Here is a 23,129-nt window from a genome sequence, read left to right as displayed (position 1 = left end):
GATAGCGTGGCAGGATCAATAAGAACGAAAAAAGATTTCAAAGGAGTTGAAGGATGAATCAATTCAAACCGGCCCTGATTTTAGGTGCCTTGATCGGCTTGGGGATGATTATTGCAGGATGGATTCTGGGCAATAGCGCGCTGCAAATTAAACAATATGAACGTATAGTTTCAGTCAAAGGCTTGTCGGAACGCGAAGTCAAAGCTGATGTGGCGGTATGGCCAATCCGCTTTAATGCTGGCAGTCAGGATCTGGCCGAATTGTACGATACCATGCAAACCAATACACAGGAAATTCAGACCTTCTTAAAAAATGAAGGGTTTAGCGTGGAAGAGATTACCAGTGCTTCACCGAGTATCACCGATAAATACGCGCAGCAATATGGCGGTGATGCCAATGTTGCATTGCGTTATACTGCCAGCCAGACTATCACCGTCTATACCCACAAAATAGATGCAGTGCGTGCGGCACAAAGTCGTCTGGTGGCTTTGGGTAGAAAAGGCATTGCCTTTGCAGGCGATGATTCCGGACAAAGAACGGAATATTTATTTACCAAGCTGAATGACATCAAGCCAGCGATGATTGAACAAGCCACTGAAAATGCGCGCAGTGTGGCAGAAAAATTTGCTGCAGATTCAAAAAGTAGTCTGGGCAAAATCAAGTCCGCCAATCAGGGGCTGTTTAGTATTGAAGATCGCGACAGCAATACGCCGTATTTGAAGAAAGTACGCGTGGTCTCGACGGTCGATTATTATCTGGCAGATTAGCTTAATTTGCCCAAGCACCGTGATTGACAGCCCAGAAGCCGCTTGTTATTTTGCGCGCATTGTTCCAGATGCTGTACTGCTAAAATGCCCATCAACAACGACTTTGTCTATTGTCCACCGCAAGAACCGCTACATATTGTTTATGAAGATGAGGATCTGGTGGTGATTGAAAAGCCGGCAGGATTATTGTCTGTTCCCGGGCGTTTACCTGAACATCACGATAGTGCCTATTTGCGGGTACTGGACCAGTATCCGCAGGCCAAAATTACCCATCGTCTGGATATGGCCACCTCCGGTATTTTGATGTTTGCCAAACACCGCGATGCAGAAGTGGCGGTGAGTAAAATGTTTCAGGCACGCACGGTACTTAAAAATTATGTCGCGCTGGTACAAGGCAAACTTGAAGGTGAGGGCAGCGTCGAAGTGCCTTTAATTACCGACTGGGAAAACCGGCCGCGTCAGATGGTGCATTATGAACTGGGCAAGGCCGCCAAAACCTTGTATCAAACCGTAGAATATCTACCCCAGCAAGACATTAGTCGAGTGTTGCTGACCCCCATTACCGGCCGTTCCCATCAGCTACGCGTGCATATGCTGCATATCGGTCATCCCATTACTGGCGATAAAATTTATCATCCCGAACCCCAGTGCAGTCCTTTAAATCGTATGGCCTTGCATGCCAGTTATTTGGCCTTTACTCAGCCTTTGAGTGGTGTCCCGGTCGAAATTAAGGCAGCCGTACCATTCTAATTTGATTCTGCTTAATAGTTAGATTCAACCGGACATATACTTTTTAAGCTCAAAAATATAATGAGGATCAATCCCTTAAGCTGCAAACCGAATAAAAAGTGTGAGAATTTATTTCGATAGCAACTTGGATATGAGTGGCTTTACAAGCATGTTCAAATGAAATGTTCTACTGATCCATTGCCTGATGGGTTGTCACTACCGCACATAAATTTTAATGTTCGGTTTATCTCTTGATGATGAGCCTAGAGAATTTTTATTCTTTTATCTCCTGTTATAGGCCTGATGCCTTTATTTCTATGATTTTTTAAATTTCCTTTCATTATTTTTAAACTTTCAAATTATATCTTTTGATATAAAAAACATCGTAAGTTGTTTCAGAATGGATTTGACTTGAGCCGGAAAGCAGTCTGTCATAAATGAATTGCCGATAAAAAATTTTGTAGAAAAATAAAATGAATGAATGACTTAGTGGTGATTAATGGCTTTGCTTATCTGGCTAAAGTGATGCAAAATTAATCATGACTTTATAATAAATTTTTAATTTGATGGTTTAGGGCACTGCCCGGGGTTAAAGGAAAGAACGATGCTCAATACGGCTCTCTTCGTTCTCGCGAGTATTTTAATATGTGCATTGCTATGGAGCTTGAAGGTACAGGCTTCATTACGCAGCAATATCCAGTTTTTACAGGAAAATCTGGATCATTCCCGCAGCAAATTGGCAGATTATGAAACTCAAGTCGATGAATTGAATTATGAAATCACCCAACTACGGGTACAGAATGGCAGTTTAAACATTGCGCTGAATAAATATAAAAAATATCAGGATATCTGGGATATCGAGCAATATATTATTAACCGGACTTTGCAGGCCGAAAACTTTGTTGAAGCGACCAAGCTGGATGCTTCGATCATGATTAATGATCTCAAGTCCTATATCGTAAGAGTAAAAGATTATCTTGCCCAGTTTCAGGCGCAGGCCCTAGCCGAGGTCGAACAGCAGGCCCGACAAAGTTTGCACGGTTATTATGAACAGGCCAAGCAACAGCATCGCTTGCAAGAGGTGTTGAGTGCTTTAGAGCATAAAATACAGGCCAAGCGCTTCGGCTTGCAGCTTCCCGCAACACAGGTTTTAGTGCAGTTGATTGAGGGCTATAGCGAAAATGATGCGGCTCGGAATTTACGCAATGTCCGTGACAGAATTCGGCAGGCCATAGAAACACAGCAGGTAGCGAGCTGTAATTATGTCGACGACAATCGCCGTCGAAGTACTATTGAAATCCTTAGTTTGGCTTTCAACTGTAAGGCAGATTTATATCTCTCTCAATTAAGCACAGAAAATCTGGGCGAGATGCTGCAAGCCTTAAAGGATGATTATGTCTTGCTGAATTATACCGGGCAGGCACTGAGTCAGGCGATGATTCAAGAATCCTATCTTGATCTGCGTTTAGAGGAGCTCAAGTTCGCTGCACTGCTTTTGCAACTGAAACAGGATCATCCGCATTCACACATCGCGTAGATCATGACATTCATAGGTCTAGAAGATTTTTACCAGAGTATTCTGAATGCCATAAGTTGGTTTAAATCCTGATATTTTTCAGGATTTTTGGTCTTAAGGAATCTTGAATATATTGATCCCCTTACTTATTTTTATATTTATAAAAATCATATGTTTATTTATGGTTAAAAGATAATATTTTTTGTCTGTATCTCGATAATTGTACAAAAATCAGCTAATCTTAAATGCAGAATAAAACAGCATCATAATAAGGATACTTCTATGTCACGTGATTACAATCAATTCCCTGACGATGAAAATGGCAATGTACTGTGGCAAATGCATCAGGATGGCGACGACTTGCAAGAAGCGCACGAAATTGAATTTTCGATTGCCTTTGCGGATGAAGCGCAGGCAGATCGTTGTGCCTTGCATCTATTAAAAGAAGAGCAAAAAATTAGCCTGTTTCAGGACGAAGATAGCGATACCTTGGAATGGATCATCACGATTTATGTATATATGGAGCCTGCCTACGAAGATATCGTGGATCTGGAACAATGGTTCAGCAAAATCGCTGCACAATTTCAGGGTGAATATGATGGTTGGGGCTGTATGGCCTATGTCTATGATGATGAGCTGGATGACGAAGAGAGCAGCCTGCGTAGTAGCTGAGCATGCTTGTATTTAAATGATTTAAAGTAAGAAACCCGGTGCTGCCGGGTTTTTTTTATTACTCTTTAATTGCTATACGAAGGTTTGAGCTTGAGTATAGATACATACTCATTATATATAGCCAGCTCAAAACTGGATAAAATAACTCAAATGAGTACTTAACTCAGGCTGATGATGCTGAGGATTTAGTCACAACAAATGCAGGGAATATCCCGCAATAAAAAATAATAAGAACAAAGGACAAGAAAAAATGAGTTACACCTTAAAAATGCATCGTGTGTTTAGTGCACCACCGGAGCGGGTGTATCGTGCCTTTGTACATCCGGATGCACTGGCCAAATGGCTGGCACCACATGGCTTTATTGCCAAAGTAGAACATGCGGAAGTCAAACCCGGCGGCAGCTATAAAACGACCTTTACCAATTTTTCTACCGGAACCCAACATCATTTTCATGGCATTTATCATGAGGTCATTCCCAATCAGCTGCTGCGCTATACCGATCAGTTTTCTACCCTCGACTTGCAGGGTGAAATAGAGGTCACGATCATCTTTGAAAAAGTGTCAATCGGTACCGGTTTACACATTATTCAGGTGGGTTATCCGGATGTGGTGCCGCCAGCGGTATGTCATTTGAGTTGGCAGGAATCACTGCAACTCCTGTCTTTGCTGGTTAATCCGCAGATTTCAGACAATTAATTCCTTGGATCTCCTGTGTTGGTTTCATCCCAATGTCCTCTCCATCAGCGCGCCTGACAAAAATGCTATACTGTGAGCTTATTTGTTTCATTTATTTTATTTTTCTCTTTTTTTCGAGGTTTTTATGGGTCTGCCAAACTGTCCAAAATGTCAATCTGAATATACCTATACAGATGGCGATCTACTGATCTGTCCTGAATGTGCACATGAGTGGAAAGAAGGTGAAGTCACTGAAGAACAAGTGATCATCAAGGATGCCAACGGCAATGTGCTGGCGGACGGTGATAGCGTCACGGTGATTAAAGACCTGAAAATCAAAGGTTCATCTTCAGTGGTGAAAGTGGGCACTAAAGTCAAAAGTATCCGTTTGTTGCCTGATGCTGCCGATGGGCATGATATCGATTGTAAAATCGAGGGGATCGGCCCGATGAAACTGAAATCCGAATATGTCAAGAAAGCTTAAATTTAGCCCTAGACTAAAATTCTGACTAGAGAATAATACGGTTGATGATTCGTATTATTCTCATTATTGCTGAAATTCTGGGCTAATCATTTTCCTGCCGCCCTGATCCTCGCATTTCGATTTGAGACCACTTTAATGCCGCACTTGCATCTGGAATATTCTGACAATCTGCAACATATCGAGATCAAACCCTTATTGGTCGTGATCCATCAGGCACTTTTTAACGCCGGCCATGTCACCGATCCCAATGATTTAAAAAGTCGTGCGATTATGCAGCAGGATTATGTGATTGGACTGAATGCTGTTACAGATCAGGCCTATGTACATGCCAAAATTTCACTGTTGAGCGGGCGCAGTGTCGAAGTTCGTCAGGCGATTTCCGAATTGGTGCTCAACGTCATGCAGCAATATATTGCGCCACAACCTGAATTCAAAATACAGCTTTGTGTCGAAATCATTGAAATGCCAAAGCAGACCTATAGTAAAGCCATTATCTGAATGATGGCTTTTATCTGCTGATATCACATGGATCAAATGCCTTAAAACTTCATCAACGCCGTAGTAAATTTATAAACAGATCGACTTGGTCTGTAACAGCTCGCTATCTTATTCAGATCTAAAATTATTTCTATTTTTAAATGACGCTTTATGTCATTTACAGGCATGCGATAAAAGTTCTAAAGTAGATTTTAATCGCTGCTGATTTTTGAATCATCCAATCTAGAAACAGCATATTCATCCTGATTGAAATAAAAATAATTTAAAAAATAATCTTCAGGTGAACTGTATCCAATCAGGCAGTGGGGAGAGCAAAGCGAATAACGCTTTAGCATAGGCAAAATAATAAGAACAAAAGATCAGAAATCGGGTGAGTTGATTGAATTCCGATTTCAGGTCTGACTTGTCCGGTTGAGGGAAATTTGATGCAGGTTTTTGGGGATGAACAATTGGCTCGGGAAGTCATGGCATTTCTTCAGGAGTGGGACAATGCCATAGCCAGACTCGATATTCAGGATATTGTTCAATTGTGCCGACCGGAGATCCGTCTGGTCGATGTCAGTATGGAAGTGAAAGGTGTCGAGGCCTATCAGGCACTCTGGCAACAATATTTAAGCTTTATGCCGGAAGGAATACGCATCGAACGCCAAGATCTTAATATTCATGTCACTTCTGATCTGGCTGTAGTCGATGGTTATGTCCGGGTGAATTATGCGGTGATTGAACCGATTTTCCAGTTGGGCTGGTGTCGGGTCAGCATGTGCCTGAGCAAGCAGCAGGGCAAATGGCAATTGTTACATCAACATACTTCAGTCCCTGTGCAACTCGAAACCCGGAAAATGCGCCGGATCAAAAGCGTGAGTTAATCCATTTACCTGAAAAGATTTAAGTGAAATATCTTTGCAAATGATTACAGGAATACCTTTGTAACAAAAATATAGAAAGTCCTAAATTATGTTGAAGGAATAATATTTTAGGACTCTTCAGGTGGATAACAACAAGAACAGTCAAGTAAAACCAAGACAGGTCAACCTGCAACAACAGACTGAAGTATTGATGCCGGATCAGTCCGAGCGGCAGCGCACCCAACATGCACTCAGAATGATGGCTGGCTTTGTAATTGCTGCTGTGGTCATGACGGCATTGTATTTTGGTCGTGATATTTTTATTCCGCTGGCTTTGGCCATTCTGCTGGCATTTTTACTTTCTCCTCTGGTTTCTCGCTTAAAGCGCTGGGGCTGTCCCCAATGGGCGGCGATTGGCTTGGTCATGTGCCTGACCTTGTCATTTCTAGGCGGCACTGCAACTTATTTGGGAGTACAACTCGGCAAGTTGAGTCAGGAACTGCCGCAATATCAGGACACCATCCAGCAAAAACTGAAAATGCTTGAAAACTATCGTCAAGGACCGAGTATGTGGGATGGCGCGATCCAGACCTTTGACACGGTAGAAAATTCGATAGACGCACCCGAACAGGAAACAGAAGACCCGAATGTGCAGAATGTCAAAGTCGTGGGCCTGGAACCAACGAGTGAAGAGGCTGCGCTGGACTGGTTGAATAAAATTCTGAATCCACTGGCGATTATCGGGATTGTGTTCCTGTTTATGGTATTGATTTTATTCAATGGCAAAGACCTGCATGACCGCTTTCTAAAACTCTTGGGCGGTAATCTGAATATCGGCACCGATGCGCTGGATGATGCCGGCAAAAGTATCGGGACCTATTTGCGCATGCAGCTGCTGGTCAATGTCACTTATGGTATTCCCATGGCGATTGGGCTGTTATTGATTGGCGTGCCAGCAGCGATCATGTGGGGGCTGGTCGCGGTGGTTATGCGTTTTGTACCCTATGTTGGCCCGATCGTTTCAGCTATTTTCCCGATTACACTGGCTTTCGCCGTTGATCCGGGCTGGGACATGGTGCTGTGGACTGTCGCCTTGATACTGGTGCTGGAACTCATCAGCAATAACGTGATTGAACCTTGGCTCTATGGGGAAAGTACCGGTCTGTCTACCTTGGCGATTATTCTGGCTGCCACGTTCTGGACCACTCTCTGGGGACCGGTAGGGCTGATCTTGTCGACCCCTTTGACTGCTTGTCTGCTGGTTTTGTCCAATTATGTGCCGGCACTGGGTTTTGTCAAAACCTTGCTCGGCAGTACGCCAGTATTGTCACCCTCCGAACGCTTTTACCAGCGACTGGTGGCAGATGAAGTCAATGACGCAATGCAGGTAGCCAATGATTATATCTGTGCGCAATTACCGAAAAAACCCAGTGCAGAGGAGGTAGCTCGTCGTGTCCAAATGTTCTATGGCGAAGTGGCCATTCCAGCCATTCGGATTTATTCTCAAGGACATGATACTGATGTTACTGCCGAACACCGGTTGCGTCTTTATCAGGGCTTGCAATTCTTTAATCATGCATTTCAAAAAGCCTATCCAAGTAAATTAAGTGCTGAGCAGCCCGAAGTTTATTGTGTCGGTGCGCGTTGGGAAATTGACACCCAGATTTCTGCCATGGTGGCACACGCGCTGAATCTCAAAAATATTGCTGCCCGAAATGATCCGGATGTGCTGATTCAATCGAGTGAATCAGGAAAGGGTATTGTACTGCCAGCTTCGATCAAGATTTTATGTGTGTCGATTTTTCATCATGCGCCTGCAGCACAGATTCGGTTGCTGAAATATAGACTGGCGCAGCAATATCCTGAGCTGAAAATCATTTTTGCTACTTGGAGCGTGATGCAGCTCGAGCTTCTGGATGAACTGCAACAACGTTTTGAGCTGGAGGCACTGGTCAATAATGTCGATGATCTGATTCTGACTATCGAAACTTATACCTTGAATGAAGGCGAAAGCTGGTTTGAGAATCTGGAGATCAAGAATGAAAAAGAACGGCAGCAGGCTTTAAATGAATTGGGATTATTAGATCACCGTCATCAGATCCTTTATAAACAATATATTGAAGAAGCCCGTCAGGCTTTTGATGTTGATTACGCACAAATTTCCTGGCTAAATCAGCATGAAATGTATATTCCAATCAGTCCTTTTACGTCAGAGCCTGTTGCAACCCGACAAATGTGCAAGGATTCAGTCTGCACCCATTTACTCTATCAGAATGAGCCTCTGGTGATAGAAGACTTGCAGCGTGATCCGCGCTTTCCACATCTTTCAGAGTTAAGACAGCATCATATCCGTTTCTATGCCGGTGTGCCCTTAAAAGATAAAAATGGAATTGCGCTTGGGAGTCTGTGTCTGCTGGATAAACAACCGAGGCAGATGCAGGCCGAAGATATGATTTTACTTAAGGCTTTGGCGCAGGATTTAATGGCGACTTTGAGCAATGAGCGCAAGAAAAAAGATAAACAGAAGCAGATTGAGCAGATGCAGCCAGCCACCTCGGCAAGCATTTTAAATAAGGACTAGATGATGAAACAAAAATGGATCTACAGCATCAAAATTATGAGTATCATATTTAGTCTAGCCAGTATCAGCTCATTAAGTCTGGCCGCCATTCAGGGCCTGCATTTTTCACATAAAGACTGGGAAATTGCCTGTGATAATACCGGCACTTGCCGTGCTGCCGGTTATCAATCGGATCAAGATATCGATCAGCCGGTTTCTGTGCTATTAGAGCGTGCGGCGGGTGTAAACAGTGTTATCAAAGCCCAAGTCCAGATTTTACCCTTAGTTGCTGCCACACCTACACGACAGCTTCAATTGCAAATTACCAGTACACCTTATGGTGTGATTGGTCTGAATCGGGAGGGAATAGGGCAACTCAATAGCAGTCAAACACGTGCCTTGCTGAAAGCTGTACAGGGAACAGCTCCAGTTGTCTTTAAAAATGCGCAATCACGCTGGAACCTGTCGACTTCCGGTGCCAGTGCCGTTTTACTCAAGATGGATGAATTTCAGCGTCGACTTTCTACGCCCTCAGCCTTGATCAGGCCGGGGAAAAAATCCAATCAGGCGGTGCTCAAAGCTGCAGCGATACCGAAAATTCAGATACCAAAATATCAGTCAGGCAAAGTCACTCAAGCAAAACTGAATACGGCAACAAGTCAGCAGATGATTCGAAAACTGCAAGCCACCACCAAGGAAGATCAATGTGATTTGCTGTTTAGCCAGCGTTTTCTGGATGATGATGTTATGACCATTTATCCCATTAATGCCCAGAATCAACTGATTCAGATTCCATGCTGGCGTGGGGCTTATAATATGGGTAGTGGCTTCTGGCTGATGGATCGAAACAAGCAATTTAAACAGTTGGTGACGACCTCGGGAGAAACATTTAACCAAGGCCAGATATTTTCCGGGCATAAAGTGCGTGGTTTGGGCGATTGTCTGAGTCAGAACGAATGGGCCTGGAATGGCAAGAAATTTGTCAAAAGCTTCAGTGGTCTGACCGTACAATGCAAAGGCTTCGCCGGTGGTGCTTGGAATTTACCGACCTATGTAAGCAAAATCATTTATCAGGCCAAATAGTATTGTTTAAAAAATAGCAGTGATAAAAAAGCCTGAATGACTCAGGCTTTTTTTAGTTTTGATTTTAAGAGGTGTGATCTTAAAAACGCTTTGGAATTCTCTGGCCATTTGGAACAGGAATTTCAGCATTTTTTAATACCCCAAATAACCAGGTTTCAGCATGCTGTACCGCGGTTTTCAACTGATCACCCATGGCCAGACGTCCGGCAATGAAACTAGCCAGTGAACAGCCTGAACCATGATATTCACCTGGCAGACGTGGACAGCGAGTTTCGTTGACCAGCTCACCTGCGATATACAGACTGTTCTGAATGTAATCTGGCGTATCTTCATGGCCACCTTTGACTAAAACTGCCTGTGCACCCATTTCAAATAATTTTTGAGTGGCCAGTTTGAGGTCTTGCTCACCCGTCAGGGCGCGTAGTTCAACCGTGTTCGGCGTTAAGATAGTGGCTAATGGAATCAACTGGGTAAATGCTTTGACCAGCGTTTCTTGATTACCCAGCGAACCGCCACTATTCGCGACCAAAACCGGATCCAGCACATACAGATAATCTGGATGTGCAGCCAGAAACTCGGCCAGTGCTGCGATATTGTCTGTGGTGCCCAACATGCCAGATTTTACGCAACGAATGGGCAGGTCATTGACCACCGCATTGGCCTGTGCCAACAGCAATTCTCTGGAAGTGGCTTCGAAACCAAAAACCTGCTGTGAATTTTGAACAGTGAGGGCTGTGCAGGCAATTGCCGCATGTGCACCACTTTGACCAATGGCTTCAATATCTGCTTGAAGGCCGGCTCCACCTGAAGGGTCTAAACCGGAAAAGCAAAGTACGGTAGGGCGCAAAATGATGTCCTTCATTCACTAAAATTGCATTAGTATAGGCAAATTTGAATGAACTCTCGATATTAATTTATATCGGTACTAATGAGAGGGGATGGGCGGTGATTAAGAATATTTTAATTGATCTGGATGGGACATTAACCGATCCGAAAGTGGGGATTACGACGTCTGCACGCTATGGTCTGGAAAAGATCGGTCATCCGATTAGTGACGAGATCAATATCGACTGGATTATTGGTCCGCCCTTAAAAGCCTCGCTTGCCAAAATTTTAAATGTTGAGGCCGATCATGTTCTGGCTGAACAGGCCTTGATGGGTTATCGGGAGCGCTTTGCAGTCAAGGGTCTCTATGAAAATCATGTTTTTGAGGGTGTAGCAGAAACGCTGGCAGAACTGAAACGCCGTGGTTATCGCTTGTTTGTCGCTACAGCAAAACCGACAGTGTATGCCAAACAGATTCTGGAACATTTTGATCTGGCCCAGTATTTTACCGACATTCATGGCAGTGAGCTGAATGGTGACCGAACCAATAAAGCCGAGCTGATTCAGTATATTTTAGCGCAACAAAAATTACAGGCCGATCAATGCATGATGGTCGGTGATCGCGAGCATGATATTTTTGGTGCACGTCACAATGGCATTGATACTATTGCGGTAAATTATGGTTATGGTAGTCAGGAAGAGTTAACATTGGCACAGCCTAAATATAAAATAGACCACTTTAATCAGTTGCTAGATTATTTTAAATAAACCCTAATTTTTGCTTATTTTATTTGAGCTGATTTTAGAGATATTTTTGTTTATAAACTGGTTCATCTATACAGACCGATTCTCTTATTAGATGGTTATCTCAATAAAAATCCCGCAGTGTGCGGGATTTTTGCTCTTGGACGAACATTTAAAGCGTCAAAAACCAGGTCGATGCCAACACCACCATAATGATAATCACCAGTAAAATATTGATGATCGTCATTCGATGTTGGGGTGGAACTCTGGCTTTGGTCAGTGCATTTCCCGCATGGTCAAACAGGATGACATTTTGCACGCTACTTTCATAACCGAGTTCGAGTAATGCGCGCTTTTCAACTTCGGTTAAACCGTCTTCAGGTAGATCCATGATTTGCAGTAACGCTATAGAACTAAATAACTTCTTCATTACCGACGAGGGTAACAGCTGTTTCAGCGTCACCGCCGCTGCATCAACGTCGGCAATAATACTCCGCGGATGGGCATAGGGCACATCGGGTAGTAGAGTATGCGTAATCGTGCCATCTATATTCATCAGCTGCATTTTATCTTTATAGATTTGCACCCATACAGCATCTGGAAATTTCACTAATTGATCTTGCAGCATGGAGAAAGTCTGATTTTGCTGATATTTAGTCATTAAATAATCGATAAACAAATCCCGCATCAAGACGGGATTTGTAAGGTTCGGTTATTTGGCAGGAGCACCATATTCATTGTTTTGTTGCTTGGTTTCAGTTGCCCACCACCAGATCAGTACCAGTATACCAATCACGGTAAGCGTCAGTAATTGCCACCAACCAGAGCGCCCTACATCATGCAAGCGACGCGCGCCAACGGCCAGACTTGGGACTAAAAGTGCCAGATTGAGCAGGCTATTCACCAGCGGTTTAGTGCCTAAAACTGTATCAATTACCTCAGCAATAATGCCTAAAATTACACAAAACAGCATAAAGAACCAAAATTCTTTACGGCGTGCGCGGCCGGAAAAGTTTGCATAGTTGGTCAGACATTTTACAAACCAGTCAATGCTGCTGTAATTTTCCTCGGCTTGATCCAGATTTGAATATTTGCCGAGCTGACTGGAAATTTTTTCTCCCAGATAAATAGAACTGCCTAAAGCTAAATAAACCTCAGATGCTTCCCCCGCGGTATTGACGATAAAATCGACCCGATCACCGCGTGAAGGTGGACGCTCACTACGCCAGTCTGCGCCATTAAAGCTATAGCGCTGATTATCATCCCCCGAGATAAAACCGGTATTGTGTTGAATAGAAAAATCAAGGATTGAACCTTTCATGCTTGTTCTCGTCTATTAAGCTAGATTATTGTTTTAAAGCGACGCAATTTCTTATCAGAATAACTTTAGCATAATCTAATTTTTAAAAAATCATAGTGGAATGACAGTAATTTTCTTATGTTTTTAAAAGCCTTATCGCAATAGTGATTCAGTATTCAATCAACAAAAAATATGGCGTTGCATGCTTTGAAATGAAGAAAATTAAATAGTAATGGAGCTGATTTATCTCTGAATCTTTTATAAGAAATTAAAGCTAAATCTATCTGATGAATATCAAATTTTTCTTTGGAACTATGGTTTAATGTTGTTAAATTTAATATGATGATAAACAGATACTTATAAATTTTAAATTTACAAAAAGCATATAATAATACTAATAAATATAACATTTTATTCATACTTTTTATCTATTATTAACGATTTTTTAAAATCAACAGGCGTATAATAAAAAGCTTCATATTGTGATGAAGGTATCACATTCAATGTATCTCTCCCCATTATCGAAGGCCGTTTACCTTTGCTGTGCCTCTTTCATCTTAACCACGACCACTGTGCATGCTGAAGCTGCTTTCAGTTCGGAAAGCCCGTGGATGCTCGGTGACTGGAACGGGCAACGTACAGCACTCCAAAATCAGGGCTATGATTTCAGTTTTGGTTATACCGGTGAAATGGCAAGCTTGATCGATGCACAAAGATCTTCAAGCCATAGAACTGAATATGCGGACCAGTTTGTTTTTGGGGCACATCTGGATCTGGCAAAAATTGCAGGCTGGCAAGATACTGAAGCGCAAATTACTGTCACTCAGCGTAACGGTCAGTCACTGTCTCAAAGCGCTGCTGCTTTAAATGGCCATTTAAGTTCAGTGCAAGAAGTCTGGGGCCGTGGTCAAACCTGGCGTCTGACTGATTTATGGATCAAGAAAAAATTCCTGGAACAAAAACTGGATGTGAAAGTCGGGCGCTTCGGTGAGGGTGAAGACTTCAATAGTTTTGACTGTGATTTCCAGAATCTGGCCCTATGCGGTTCACAAGTCGGGAACTGGGTTGGCGATCAGTGGTACAACTGGCCGGTAAGCCAATGGGCTGCACGGGTCAAATACAACATTAACCCTGAATTTTATGCCCAGGTCGGTGTTTATGAATACAACCCTGAGAATCTGGAACGTGGTAAAGGGTTTAATCTGAGTACGGACGGCTCCAAAGGGGCAATGCTTCCTGCAGAAGTGGTCTGGACGCCTAAACTGGGCACACAAAAATTGCCAGGTGAATACCGCGCCGGTTATTACTACAGCACGGCGGAAGCTGAAGTCATTTCCAATCCAGATCAAACCGATCATCACCATGGTGGCTGGATCGTTGCCAAGCAACAATTAACTGCACATGACGGAGATGCTTCGCGTGGTTTGACCGGCTTTGTGAATGCGACAGTGCATGACTCCAAAACCAATAATGTCAGTGATATGCAAAATATCGGGCTGGTTTATAAGGGTGCAATGGATTCACGCCCTCAAGATGAAATCGCATTTGGTATTGCACGCATCAACATGAATGACGATGTCAGTGCTGACCGTCATCAAGAAATCGATGCAGAAATTTATTATGGCTTACATGCCACTAATTGGCTCACCATTCGCCCGAATGTGCAATATGTGCGTCACGTCGGTGCATATAAAGATGGTGAAAATGTCTGGGTGGGCGGAATCAAGTTTAATACGTCATTTTAAAATATAGTTTTTAGTTGCAAATACACTATTGAATCTCTAGGTGCTTTGTTGCAGTAATGGGCAATGCCTGCTTAAGACATTGATGTATTTATAACTCAGAATTTAACAATAAGGGTGCTCATGCCTGTCATGTGCATGGACTTTCAAAAAAACTTTTATAGGTGTTCAATATGAATACTTCATCATCAGGTTCGGTACTGAAAACGATTTTAGCGGTCATTGCCGCTGTTTTCGGTATAGGACTGCTGATTGGAGGGATTTATCTTGCAGTGCTGGGTGGGTCTTGGTACTACATCATTGCAGGTATTCTCTTTATTGCGACCGCAGTTCTCTTGTATAAACGAAAAAGTGCTGCACTCCTTGTTTATGCCATATTCGTTTTGGCGACAGTGGTGTGGGGGCTGTGGGAAGTCGGTTCAGATTTCTTTGCACTTGCGCCGCGTTTAGATATTCTAGGTCTATTCGGTTTAGCGCTGCTGATTCCGGCTGCCACACGTGGCTTTGATCATGCTAAAACCGCGAAAATTGTCTTGGGTGGTTCACTGGCCATTACCATCGCTGTCATGATTTATGCTGTATTTAATGACCCGCAAGAAATTCGCGGTGAATTAAAATCGCAGCAGCCTGCAGCCCACCAGCCAATCCCTGGTGTGGCAGATGAAGACTGGCCGGCTTATGGCCGTACCCAGTCCGGGTTACGGTATTCACCCTTAAAGCAGATTAATACTGAAAATGTCAAAGATTTACAGGTAGCTTGGGAATATCACACGGGCGAATTCAAGACTGAAAATGACTCGGGTGAAACCACCAATCAGGTTACTCCAATCAAGGTGGGTGACAACATGTACATCTGTACCACTCACCAGAAATTGACTGCACTTGATCCGGCAACCGGTAAGGCGAAATGGACCTATGATCCAAAGCTGAAAGCTGATCATACCTATCAGCATTTAACCTGCCGTGGCGTATCTTATTATGATGTCAACAATACGGCTGGTTTTGAAAGCAGTCTCGCTGCGAAAAAAAGCAGCTCTGCTGAATGTCCACAAAAAGTCATTTTACCGGTCAATGATGGGCGTCTGGTTGCGGTAAACGCAACCACCGGTAAAGTCTGCTCTGACTTTGGTAAAAATGGCGAAGTCGATCTGCAAAAAGATATGCCATTCCCATATCCAGGCGGTTATATTCCAACCTCACCGCCTGTAGTAACCGGCACGACGATCATTATTGCGGGTTCAACCACAGACAACTATTCAACTGAAGAACCGTCAGGTGTGATCCGTGGTTACGATGTCAATACCGGTGAACTGCTTTGGGTATTTGACACAGGCGCTGAAGATCCGAATTTGATTCCTGCACCGGGTCAAAAATTTGTACATAACTCTCCAAATGCCTGGGCACCTTTGGCCTATGATGCAGAGCTAGATATCGTCTACGTACCAACGGGTGTCGGTACACCGGATATTTACGGTGGTCACCGGACTGAACTGGACGAGCGTTATGCCAACTCGATGCTGGCCTTGAATGCGACGACCGGCAAACTGGTATGGAACTTCCAGACTACCCATCACGATTTGTGGGATATGGACGTACCTTCACAGCCAACATTGACCGAGATTAAAGACAAAAACGGCAATATGGTTCCAGCCATTTATGTCTTGACCAAAACGGGTAATGCTTTTGTGCTAGACCGTCGTAATGGTAAAGCGATTGTGCCGATTACCGAGAAACCGGTACCACAATCTGTGAAGCGTGGACCTCAAACCAAAGGCGAGTTCTATTCTAAAACTCAACCGTTCTCTGACTTTAATCTGGCGCCACAAGATAAATTGACCGATAAACAGATGTGGGGTGCGACCATGTTTGACCAGTTGGTCTGCCGTGTTGCTTTCCACAAACTGAATTACGATGGCATTTATACCCCACCTTCTGAAAATGGGACGCTGGTCTTCCCGGGTAACCTAGGTGTGTTTGAATGGGGTGGTATGTCGGTGAATCCGGACCGTCAAATTGCATTAACCAACCCGATTGGCCTGCCATTTGTATCAAAACTGATTCCTCAAGATCCGAACCGTCCTAAGACGGCTAAAGGTGCAGGTACAGAAGCCGGCGTTCAACCGATGTATGGTGTGCCTTATGGCGTTGAAATCAGTGCGTTCCTGTCTCCATTCGGTCTACCGTGTAAACAGCCATCATGGGGCTTTGTTGCAGGTGTGGACTTAAATACTCATGAAGTGGCATGGAAACGCCGCATCGGTACCATTCGTGACAGTATGCCGGGCATTCCATTGCCGCCATTCAAAATGGGTGTGCCGATGTTGGGTGGTCCTATTTCAACTGCGGGCAACGTGATGTTTGTGGGCGGAACTCAAGATAACTACATTCGCGCCATCAATGTGAACAACGGTGATGAGTTGTGGAAAGGCCGTCTACCTGCAGGTGGTCAGGCTACACCAATGACCTATGAAGCCAATGGCAAGCAGTATGTGGTCATTATGGCAGGTGGTCATGGTTCCTTTGGGACTAAAATGGGCGACTCTCTGGTGGCTTATGCCTTGCCAGATAATAAATAGTTGAACTTTTAATTCAGTATAAAAAAGCCTGATTCGTCAGGCTTTTTTATACGCTATTGTTGAATGCCTACATCGAGTTTTAAGGACACAGAGAAATGATGTTGATTTGTTGCTGAAAGCTCAATTTCATTCAGATCGCATTAAAATAATATGCTTTGTATATGGCTGATTTTAAGCGAAATTCAGATAAAGGATTAATTAAGTCTAAATTTATCGAACACAGAATTTTTAAGCTCAAAATATTCCTATTCATTGAGCGAACTATATGTCATCGAATTAGCATACTTATTTGGTATCGATGCTTAAAACAAAATGAGTTGAATCATGAGATGTACGCCATCTCGATAAGGTATTTGCCGCATTAAACCACTTTCAAATAAGGCCTGTCATTTATGTACCAAAGCCCGAAATTTCCATTCGTGAGATCGACCTTGTCCTGCCTGATTGCTTGCGCAGGTCAGAACATTTATGCAGAAAATGATACACAAGAAGTCCAAAGGTTAGACACGATTGTCATTCAAGCGACCCGTACCGATCGGGAGCGATTGACCACACCGGCGTCAGTGTATTATCTGAATCAAGAACAAGATAACAGCCTGAATGTGAACCTTTCGGAAACATTAAAAGGCGTTCCAGGATTACAGTTAAATAATCGTGAAAACTATGCCCAAGACCTGCAAATTTCGATGCGAGGCTTTGGGGCACGTTCCAGTTTTGGTGTGCGTGGTGTGCGTTTATATGTAGATGGAATCCCTGCAACAATGCCGGATGGACAGGGGCAAACCTCGAATATTGACTTGAATAGTCTGGGCCATATTGAAGTATTGGGTGGTGGATTTTCATCACTGTATGGCAACTCTTCCGGAGGAACGATTTTAACCACCACAAGGGAAGGGCAAGGCGCTGACTCAATTGAACTGGGGCATTCTGCAGGGAGCCAGAACAAAGGGCAGACCAAGCTGGTTTTGCAAGGCGGTTCAGAGAATGCTTCAGAGCCAAGCTATGTCATTAGCTCCTCTTATTTTGATACCAATGGTTACCGTGACCACAGCAGTGCACATAAAGTTCTGAATAATGCCAAACTGACTTGGGATCTGGAAGATGGCAGTAAAATTAACTGGGTCAATAACTACGTCAAAATTGAAGCAGATGATCCAGGTGGTTTAACTCGTCCACAATGGGAAGCCAATCCGAAGCAAGTGGTTGGTAATGTCACCAAATACAATGCTCGTAAAGAAATTGAACAACTGCAAACAGGTTTGACCTGGAATAAGCCGATCAATGACCAGCATGAACTGTATGGCATGGCCTACTGGGGACAGCGCGCAGTCACGCAATATCAGTCGATTCCAAAGTGTGCATATGAAGAAAATACTGATATTTGTAAACCTAATACAGTTCAACTAGCCCGAAATCATCCCGGTGGTGTCATTGATTTTGACCGTCAGTTTTATGGGGCAGACCTACGTTGGACAGATAGAGATGTTTTGCCAAATACTAAATTGATTGCTGGACTTGCTGTTGATGCCATGACCGAAGACCGAAAAGGTTATCTAAACTATGTGGGGAATACTTTTGGAGTTAAAGGTGAGTTACGTCGTGATGAAGACAATACCTTATGGAATGCGGATCCTTATTTACAGATATCTTATAACTTTATGCCAGATTGGACTCTAGATGCCGGCCTGCGCTATAGCAATGTACATTTCAAGTCTAAAGACAAGTTTCTGGCGAATGGCAATAATTCGGGTAAAACCGATTATCAGAAATTACTGCCTTCAGCTGCGTTAAGCTGGCAGATTTTTCCTGAGCTGATGACTTATGCCAGTTATGCACAAGGCTTTGAAACGCCCACCTTTACCGAAATGGCTTATCCTGCAAGTGGGAGTTTTGATAAAGCCCTTAATTTAAAAGCAGCAGAAAGTGAAACCTATGAACTTGGGTTGAAGTCTGCCAATATCTTAGGTGATTTTACTGTTGCAGTTTTTCAGACCAAGACAAAGAATGACATTGTTTCTGCAGGTAATGATAATGGTCGCTCTACTTTCCGTAATGCGGATAAAACTTTAAGAGAAGGTATTGAACTCTCCTGGAATAAAAACCTATGGCGTGACCTCACTGCACAGGCCAGCTATAGCTATATTGATGCTACTTTTGATGCAGATATTCCTGAAATTTTAAATCAGAATGGCAGTATTGCAGTGTCGAGAGTTGAATCAGGAAACTATATTCCGGGGATTGCCAAAAATCAGGCATTTTTAAGTTTGGGCTGGAAGCCTGAAAAAGGTCTACATGCAGGTCTGGATGTGCGTTACTCGGACAAGATTTATGTGAATGACTTGAATTCTGATGCTGCACCACGCTACACGGTTGCTGGCGCCAATGTGGGTTATCACTGGAAAATGCAGGATTGGGCGGTGAATACTTTTGCGCGTGTCGATAACCTGTTTGATAAAGATTATTCTGGTTCGGTGATTGTCAATGAAAGCAATAACCGTTTCTTTGAGCCGGCAGAAGGGCGGAACTGGAGCGCTGGTTTGAGTGTGACAAAAGAATTTTAATTGAAATGATTTAGGGCTGTTAAATTTTCAAAAAAACAAAATCCCGTTTCCTGAGCGGGATTTTTTAATATTTAAGTTTTGAAAAGTTGATCAGAGGATTTGAGATAAAACTAGATCTTTTGCTGATTCACCCGTTTCGATAGTTCCTCGGCACTTTCGACTCGTTTAGAATATCGATCGGTGAGATAAGCAGACTGATCACGGGTGAGGAGGGTGAACTTGTAAAGTTCCTCCATTTTCTATCTAATATTTGATTAGAATAAATATGAAGTAAGTAAATTGAAAATCTTTTTCTACGTTAATAATAACTTGAAATATAGTGTCTTTTTATAGTGTTATGTTTATAATTTAACCTGTAGATAACATGTAATAAGAGATAATAATGCAAGGGTCTATTTTAGATTATTCAGTGCAGCATAATACCGGTATTATTAGTGGAGATGATCAGAACCGTTATCAATTCATTGGTAGTGAGTGGAGAGGTCAGACTCTGCCAGCACGTGGACAGCGTGTAGATTTTGAGACATTAGGACAGGGGCAAGCGAAAGACGTTTATTTGTTGTCAGCTCCTAATCCTTTTACAAATCAAGTTGGACAAAAAAATCGAATTGTTGCGGCACTGCTTGCACTTTTCTTAGGTGGATTTGGTGTTCATAAATTTTATTTAGGTCGTATAGGCTGGGGAATTGTCTATCTGATTTTCTGCTGGACATTTATCCCAGCGATTGTCGCATTTATTGAGTTTATTATTTATTTATGTACTTCAGAAGAAGATTTTGCCCGAAAATATGGCTAAATGATGATTGAAAAAGGGCGATATCGCCCTTTTTTTGTCTGCTTTATTTAGCAGGTTGTCCCCATTCATTATTATTCTGTTTTGTTTCAGTGGCAAACCAAATAATCAGTAGAATAAATCCAATTAAGGGTACTAAGCCAATTAAATACCACCAACCAGATTTACCAATATCATGTAATCGGCGTATAGATACGGCAAGGGCTGGTATAAATAAAGCAAGAACAGTTAGCACATAAAATAAGAATTCAGAACCAAGTATTGCATCAAGAATTTGAGCAATAATTAATATAATAAATTGGGTGAGGGCAAAGAACCAAAACTCTTTACGACGTGCACGACCCGTGAAATTTGCATAGTTTTTTAGACATTTTACAAACCAATCAACTATATTGAAATTTTCTTCAGACTGATTTTGATTGGAAATCTTGTCTAAGTGAACTGATAAATTTTGAATAGTACTGTTTGCATTCCCAATTGCTAGATATACATCAATCGCTTGTCCTTCAGTATCAATTGCAAAATCTACTTTGTCTCCGCTTGCCGGGGGACGCTGACCACGCCAGTCAGAACCTTTAAAGTTATAGCGATTTTGATCATCCCCACTAATCACACCAGCATTATGCTGGATAGAATAATCTAAAATAACCCCTTTCATTTTTGTCCTCTTTCTTTGTGTTTAATTTTTAAATTATTTTTAATTTCATATGGATAATAGCATATTTGCATGCCTGTTTTTATATGATTATTACTATGATTGGTCAGATTTTTTTATGCATTGAATTACACTGAATTGTATATAAAAAAATCCCGCTACAGGAGCGGGATTTTTTTAATCTTCTAATTACCAGCTTAACGCACCACCAGTTTGGTAATCTGTTACACGCGTCTCGAAGAAATTCTTCTCTTTACGCAAGTCCATCATCTCTGACATCCACTGGAACGGGTTGTTCACACCAGCAAATTGCTCAGGCAAGCCTAACTGCGCCAGACGACGGTTAGCAATAAACTTCAGGTATTCTTCCATCATGCCAGCATTCATGCCGAGTACACCGCGTGGCATAGTGTCACGTGCATATTCGATTTCCAGCATCGTACCTTCAAGAATCATCTGAATGATTTCTTCCTGGAATTCAGTGGTCCATAGACCCGGGTTTTCGATCTTGATCTGGTTGATCATATCGATACCGAAGTTCAGGTGCATCGACTCGTCACGCAGGATGTACTGGAACTGCTCGGCAACACCATTCATCTTGTTACGACGGCCCATAGACAGGATCTGGCTGAAACCACAGTAGAAGAAAATACCTTCAAGAACACAGTAGAACGCGATCAGGTTGCGAAGCAGGATCTGGTCATTTTCAGGTGTGCCAGTTTTGAACGTAGGATCACTTAAAGACTGAGTATATTTCAGGCCCCACGCAGCTTTACGTGCAACTGACGGTACTTCACGGTACATGTTGAAGACTTCGCCTTCATCCATACCTAGCGACTCGATACAGTACTGGTAAGCGTGTGTGTGAATCGCTTCTTCAAACGCTTGACGCAAGATGTACTGACGGCATTCAGGGTTGGTAATATGACGGTAAATCGCCAGTACCAGATTGTTTGCAACCAGTGAATCGGCAGTCGAGAAGAAACCAAGTGAACGCATCACAATGGTACGTTCATCTTCAGTCAAGCCATTTTCAGACTTCCACAACGCAATGTCGTGGTTCATGTTCACTTCTTGTGGCATCCAGTGGTTTGCACATCCGTCCAGATACTTCTGCCAAGCCCATTCGTATTTGAATGGAACAAGCTGGTTCAAGTCTGCACGACAGTTGATCATCGCCTTGTCATCAACCTGAACGCGTTGCGCACCCATTTCAAGCTCTTCCAGACCCGGTGCAACATCAAGCTGCTCTAGGGAAGCAGATGCTCTTGCCAGCGAATCGGTTGGATTTGATCCTCGGTTTTGAGTGGCTCTAAGGGGTTGTGCAGCTGCCACATCCGGCGATGCGTTGCCTGCATCAGATACCATCTGTGAATTAGTCGCTTTTTGCGGCTCGACGGGCGCAGGCTGCTGTTCAGGTGCAGCCGGTTTTTGCGAATCATCTTCGAAATCGTCCCAACTTAGGATAGACATATCAATTCTCTCTACGTTGCTTTATATCTTTTATGAGACATTCAGCTTGGCTGAGATGTCTTACTATACGCTTAATTTGTGTAAGCAAAATTAAGTTTTGTCGATGAATGCTCTAGTTTTATACAGGAGCAATGATCCCCACTACTTATTTTGCTTACGCTGCTGGCGAACTTTGAACCAGAAATAAGCAATCGGTAAATAAAAGGTAATACCAAAGGAAATCAGCAATGCCGCAAGTCCTAACATGTAGTTATGAGTCATATGAGGCATTGAGGTTTCCTTTTATTTAAATTGAGAGGCTTTTCAACCTCTCATTGTGTTACCAAAAACTTAATTGATTTGGGTAACTGCGACAGTGTGCACAAACATTTTCCCACCGATTAAATCGGTATCTAACATAAGCGCGAACACTAACGCCTTGAGGATAAGTACAATTACTCATCGGTCAGCTCCTAATTACAAAATGGAGCTTTCAGAGGAGTGACTCACACTCTAAATTTTGCTAAAGTAGTCAGCGTTAAGTCCGCTAAAATTTAACACAGATTACCTTTGTTACTTTCTAGAGTGTTGCTAAACCTCTGAAAGCTTGGGTTTTCAAATCAATGGTCTGTCACTTGTGATAGGCCATTT

At 42.9% G+C, this 23,129-nt stretch carries 21 protein-coding genes and 1 pseudogene; 15 read left to right on the top strand and 7 right to left on the bottom strand.

Annotation, left to right across the window (positions count from 1 at the left end; translation table 11 throughout):
• The first annotated feature begins 53 nt into the window (after positions 1-53).
• The 10 genes from F894_RS12140 to F894_RS12095 all read left to right on the top strand — a co-directional run bounded on the left by F894_RS12140 (position 54) and on the right by F894_RS12095 (position 9,830).
• The gene (locus F894_RS12140; protein ID WP_005247941.1) at positions 54-767 is read left to right on the top strand and encodes an SIMPL domain-containing protein; all 714 of its coding nucleotides are present in this window, start codon (positions 54-56) and stop codon (positions 765-767) included.
• A gap of 84 nt (positions 768-851) precedes the next feature.
• A complete protein-coding gene (locus F894_RS12135; RefSeq protein ID WP_005247939.1) occupies positions 852-1,517 on the top strand; it encodes a pseudouridine synthase in 666 nt (221 codons plus the stop codon).
• Between the two features lie 583 nt (positions 1,518-2,100).
• A complete protein-coding gene (locus F894_RS12130) occupies positions 2,101-3,033 on the top strand; it encodes an SNIPE associated domain-containing protein (protein WP_005247938.1) in 933 nt (310 codons plus the stop codon).
• Between the two features lie 261 nt (positions 3,034-3,294).
• Positions 3,295-3,684: a ribonuclease E inhibitor RraB gene (locus F894_RS12125; protein ID WP_004645916.1), complete on the top strand. Its 390-nt coding sequence runs from the start codon at positions 3,295-3,297 to the stop codon at positions 3,682-3,684.
• A gap of 250 nt (positions 3,685-3,934) precedes the next feature.
• Positions 3,935-4,381 (top strand): SRPBCC domain-containing protein, encoded by a 447-nt coding sequence (locus F894_RS12120; protein WP_005247936.1) that lies wholly within the window; start codon positions 3,935-3,937, stop codon positions 4,379-4,381.
• Positions 4,382-4,505: 124 nt separating this feature from the next.
• Positions 4,506-4,844, top strand: a complete 339-nt coding sequence (locus F894_RS12115; protein WP_005247934.1) for a zinc ribbon domain-containing protein YjdM — start codon at positions 4,506-4,508, stop codon at positions 4,842-4,844.
• A 135-nt stretch (positions 4,845-4,979) separates the two neighbouring features.
• Positions 4,980-5,342 carry a 5-carboxymethyl-2-hydroxymuconate Delta-isomerase gene (locus F894_RS12110; protein ID WP_005247933.1) on the top strand — a complete coding sequence of 121 codons (363 nt, stop codon included), beginning with the start codon at positions 4,980-4,982 and terminating at the stop codon, positions 5,340-5,342.
• Between the two features lie 425 nt (positions 5,343-5,767).
• A complete protein-coding gene (locus F894_RS12105; protein ID WP_005247931.1) occupies positions 5,768-6,208 on the top strand; it encodes a YybH family protein in 441 nt (146 codons plus the stop codon).
• 121 nt (positions 6,209-6,329) lie between these two features.
• Positions 6,330-8,768 carry an AI-2E family transporter gene (locus F894_RS12100; RefSeq protein ID WP_005247929.1) on the top strand — a complete coding sequence of 813 codons (2,439 nt, stop codon included), beginning with the start codon at positions 6,330-6,332 and terminating at the stop codon, positions 8,766-8,768.
• A 3-nt stretch (positions 8,769-8,771) separates the two neighbouring features.
• Positions 8,772-9,830 carry a DUF1176 domain-containing protein gene (locus F894_RS12095; protein WP_005247926.1) on the top strand — a complete coding sequence of 353 codons (1,059 nt, stop codon included), beginning with the start codon at positions 8,772-8,774 and terminating at the stop codon, positions 9,828-9,830.
• 79 nt (positions 9,831-9,909) lie between these two features.
• Here F894_RS12095 and F894_RS12090 read toward each other — a convergent pair whose 3' ends face one another.
• On the bottom strand, positions 9,910-10,677 hold the full coding sequence (locus tag F894_RS12090) for a hydroxymethylpyrimidine/phosphomethylpyrimidine kinase (protein ID WP_034438498.1): 768 nt from the start codon (positions 10,675-10,677) through the stop codon (positions 9,910-9,912).
• 98 nt (positions 10,678-10,775) lie between these two features.
• Between F894_RS12090 and F894_RS12085 the strand changes: the two genes are divergently transcribed.
• The gene (locus F894_RS12085) at positions 10,776-11,423 is read left to right on the top strand and encodes an HAD-IA family hydrolase (protein ID WP_005247922.1); all 648 of its coding nucleotides are present in this window, start codon (positions 10,776-10,778) and stop codon (positions 11,421-11,423) included.
• A 148-nt stretch (positions 11,424-11,571) separates the two neighbouring features.
• Here F894_RS12085 and F894_RS12080 read toward each other — a convergent pair whose 3' ends face one another.
• Both F894_RS12080 and F894_RS12075 read right to left on the bottom strand, forming a co-directional pair.
• Positions 11,572-12,087, bottom strand: a complete 516-nt coding sequence (locus F894_RS12080; RefSeq protein ID WP_005247921.1) for a hypothetical protein — start codon at positions 12,085-12,087, stop codon at positions 11,572-11,574.
• Positions 12,088-12,111: 24 nt separating this feature from the next.
• Positions 12,112-12,720, bottom strand: coding sequence for a DUF805 domain-containing protein (locus tag F894_RS12075; RefSeq protein ID WP_005247920.1), 609 nt, complete (start codon positions 12,718-12,720; stop codon positions 12,112-12,114).
• 482 nt (positions 12,721-13,202) lie between these two features.
• On the opposite strand from F894_RS12075, the gene F894_RS12065 reads away from it, so the two are divergent.
• The 3 genes from F894_RS12065 to F894_RS12055 all read left to right on the top strand — a co-directional run bounded on the left by F894_RS12065 (position 13,203) and on the right by F894_RS12055 (position 19,578).
• On the top strand, positions 13,203-14,444 hold the full coding sequence (locus tag F894_RS12065) for a carbohydrate porin (RefSeq protein ID WP_005247919.1): 1,242 nt from the start codon (positions 13,203-13,205) through the stop codon (positions 14,442-14,444).
• A gap of 170 nt (positions 14,445-14,614) precedes the next feature.
• Complete coding sequence (locus F894_RS12060; RefSeq protein WP_005247917.1) at positions 14,615-17,017, top strand: glucose/quinate/shikimate family membrane-bound PQQ-dependent dehydrogenase; 2,403 nt, start codon at positions 14,615-14,617, stop codon at positions 17,015-17,017.
• Between the two features lie 392 nt (positions 17,018-17,409).
• On the top strand, positions 17,410-19,578 hold the full coding sequence (locus F894_RS12055) for a TonB-dependent receptor family protein (protein WP_005247915.1): 2,169 nt from the start codon (positions 17,410-17,412) through the stop codon (positions 19,576-19,578).
• Between the two features lie 110 nt (positions 19,579-19,688).
• Here F894_RS12055 and F894_RS15100 read toward each other — a convergent pair.
• Positions 19,689-19,814 (bottom strand): annotated as a pseudogene (locus tag F894_RS15100) (arsenical resistance protein ArsH); the annotation flags it as partial.
• Between the two features lie 146 nt (positions 19,815-19,960).
• On the opposite strand from F894_RS15100, the gene F894_RS14970 reads away from it, so the two are divergent.
• Positions 19,961-20,374, top strand: coding sequence for a TM2 domain-containing protein (locus F894_RS14970; RefSeq protein ID WP_005247913.1), 414 nt, complete (start codon positions 19,961-19,963; stop codon positions 20,372-20,374).
• Positions 20,375-20,417: 43 nt separating this feature from the next.
• Here the strand turns inward: F894_RS14970 and F894_RS12045 are convergent, their stop codons facing one another.
• The 3 genes from F894_RS12045 to F894_RS15380 form a co-directional block, all read right to left on the bottom strand.
• Entirely contained in the window at positions 20,418-21,029 is a 612-nt protein-coding gene (locus F894_RS12045) for a DUF805 domain-containing protein (RefSeq protein WP_005247911.1), read from the bottom strand.
• Between the two features lie 186 nt (positions 21,030-21,215).
• Positions 21,216-22,499 carry a ribonucleotide-diphosphate reductase subunit beta gene (locus F894_RS12040; RefSeq protein WP_004645882.1) on the bottom strand — a complete coding sequence of 428 codons (1,284 nt, stop codon included), beginning with the start codon at positions 22,497-22,499 and terminating at the stop codon, positions 21,216-21,218.
• A 141-nt stretch (positions 22,500-22,640) separates the two neighbouring features.
• A complete protein-coding gene (locus F894_RS15380; RefSeq protein WP_004645881.1) occupies positions 22,641-22,769 on the bottom strand; it encodes a hypothetical protein in 129 nt (42 codons plus the stop codon).
• Positions 22,770-23,129: the final 360 nt, after the last annotated feature.

It is taken from the genome of Acinetobacter sp. CIP 51.11 (assembly GCF_000369665.1).
In the GTDB taxonomy this organism is placed as follows: Bacteria; Pseudomonadota; Gammaproteobacteria; order Pseudomonadales; family Moraxellaceae; genus Acinetobacter; species Acinetobacter lwoffii_S.
Note: the sequence above shows the minus strand (reverse complement) of the source record. Positions and strands in the feature narration are given on the sequence as shown.

Excerpts from the sequence above, each read along its gene's own strand:
- F894_RS12140 (WP_005247941.1), top strand. The coding sequence starts at position 54 with ATGAATCAATTCAAACCGGCCCTGATTTTAGGTGCCTTGATCGGCTTG.
- F894_RS12135 (WP_005247939.1), top strand. The coding sequence starts at position 852 with ATGCCCATCAACAACGACTTTGTCTATTGTCCACCGCAAGAACCGCTA.
- F894_RS12130 (WP_005247938.1), top strand. The coding sequence starts at position 2,101 with ATGCTCAATACGGCTCTCTTCGTTCTCGCGAGTATTTTAATATGTGCA.
- F894_RS12125 (WP_004645916.1), top strand. The coding sequence starts at position 3,295 with ATGTCACGTGATTACAATCAATTCCCTGACGATGAAAATGGCAATGTA.
- F894_RS12120 (WP_005247936.1), top strand. The coding sequence starts at position 3,935 with ATGAGTTACACCTTAAAAATGCATCGTGTGTTTAGTGCACCACCGGAG.
- F894_RS12115 (WP_005247934.1), top strand. The coding sequence starts at position 4,506 with ATGGGTCTGCCAAACTGTCCAAAATGTCAATCTGAATATACCTATACA.
- F894_RS12110 (WP_005247933.1), top strand. The coding sequence starts at position 4,980 with ATGCCGCACTTGCATCTGGAATATTCTGACAATCTGCAACATATCGAG.
- F894_RS12105 (WP_005247931.1), top strand. The coding sequence starts at position 5,768 with ATGCAGGTTTTTGGGGATGAACAATTGGCTCGGGAAGTCATGGCATTT.
- F894_RS12095 (WP_005247926.1), top strand. The coding sequence starts at position 8,772 with ATGAAACAAAAATGGATCTACAGCATCAAAATTATGAGTATCATATTT.
- F894_RS12080 (WP_005247921.1), bottom strand. The coding sequence starts at position 12,087 with ATGCGGGATTTGTTTATCGATTATTTAATGACTAAATATCAGCAAAAT.
- F894_RS12075 (WP_005247920.1), bottom strand. The coding sequence starts at position 12,720 with ATGAAAGGTTCAATCCTTGATTTTTCTATTCAACACAATACCGGTTTT.
- F894_RS12065 (WP_005247919.1), top strand. The coding sequence starts at position 13,203 with ATGTATCTCTCCCCATTATCGAAGGCCGTTTACCTTTGCTGTGCCTCT.
- F894_RS12060 (WP_005247917.1), top strand. The coding sequence starts at position 14,615 with ATGAATACTTCATCATCAGGTTCGGTACTGAAAACGATTTTAGCGGTC.
- F894_RS12055 (WP_005247915.1), top strand. The coding sequence starts at position 17,410 with ATGTACCAAAGCCCGAAATTTCCATTCGTGAGATCGACCTTGTCCTGC.
- F894_RS14970 (WP_005247913.1), top strand. The coding sequence starts at position 19,961 with ATGCAAGGGTCTATTTTAGATTATTCAGTGCAGCATAATACCGGTATT.
- F894_RS12045 (WP_005247911.1), bottom strand. The coding sequence starts at position 21,029 with ATGAAAGGGGTTATTTTAGATTATTCTATCCAGCATAATGCTGGTGTG.
- F894_RS12040 (WP_004645882.1), bottom strand. The coding sequence starts at position 22,499 with ATGTCTATCCTAAGTTGGGACGATTTCGAAGATGATTCGCAAAAACCG.
- F894_RS15380 (WP_004645881.1), bottom strand. The coding sequence starts at position 22,769 with ATGCCTCATATGACTCATAACTACATGTTAGGACTTGCGGCATTGCTG.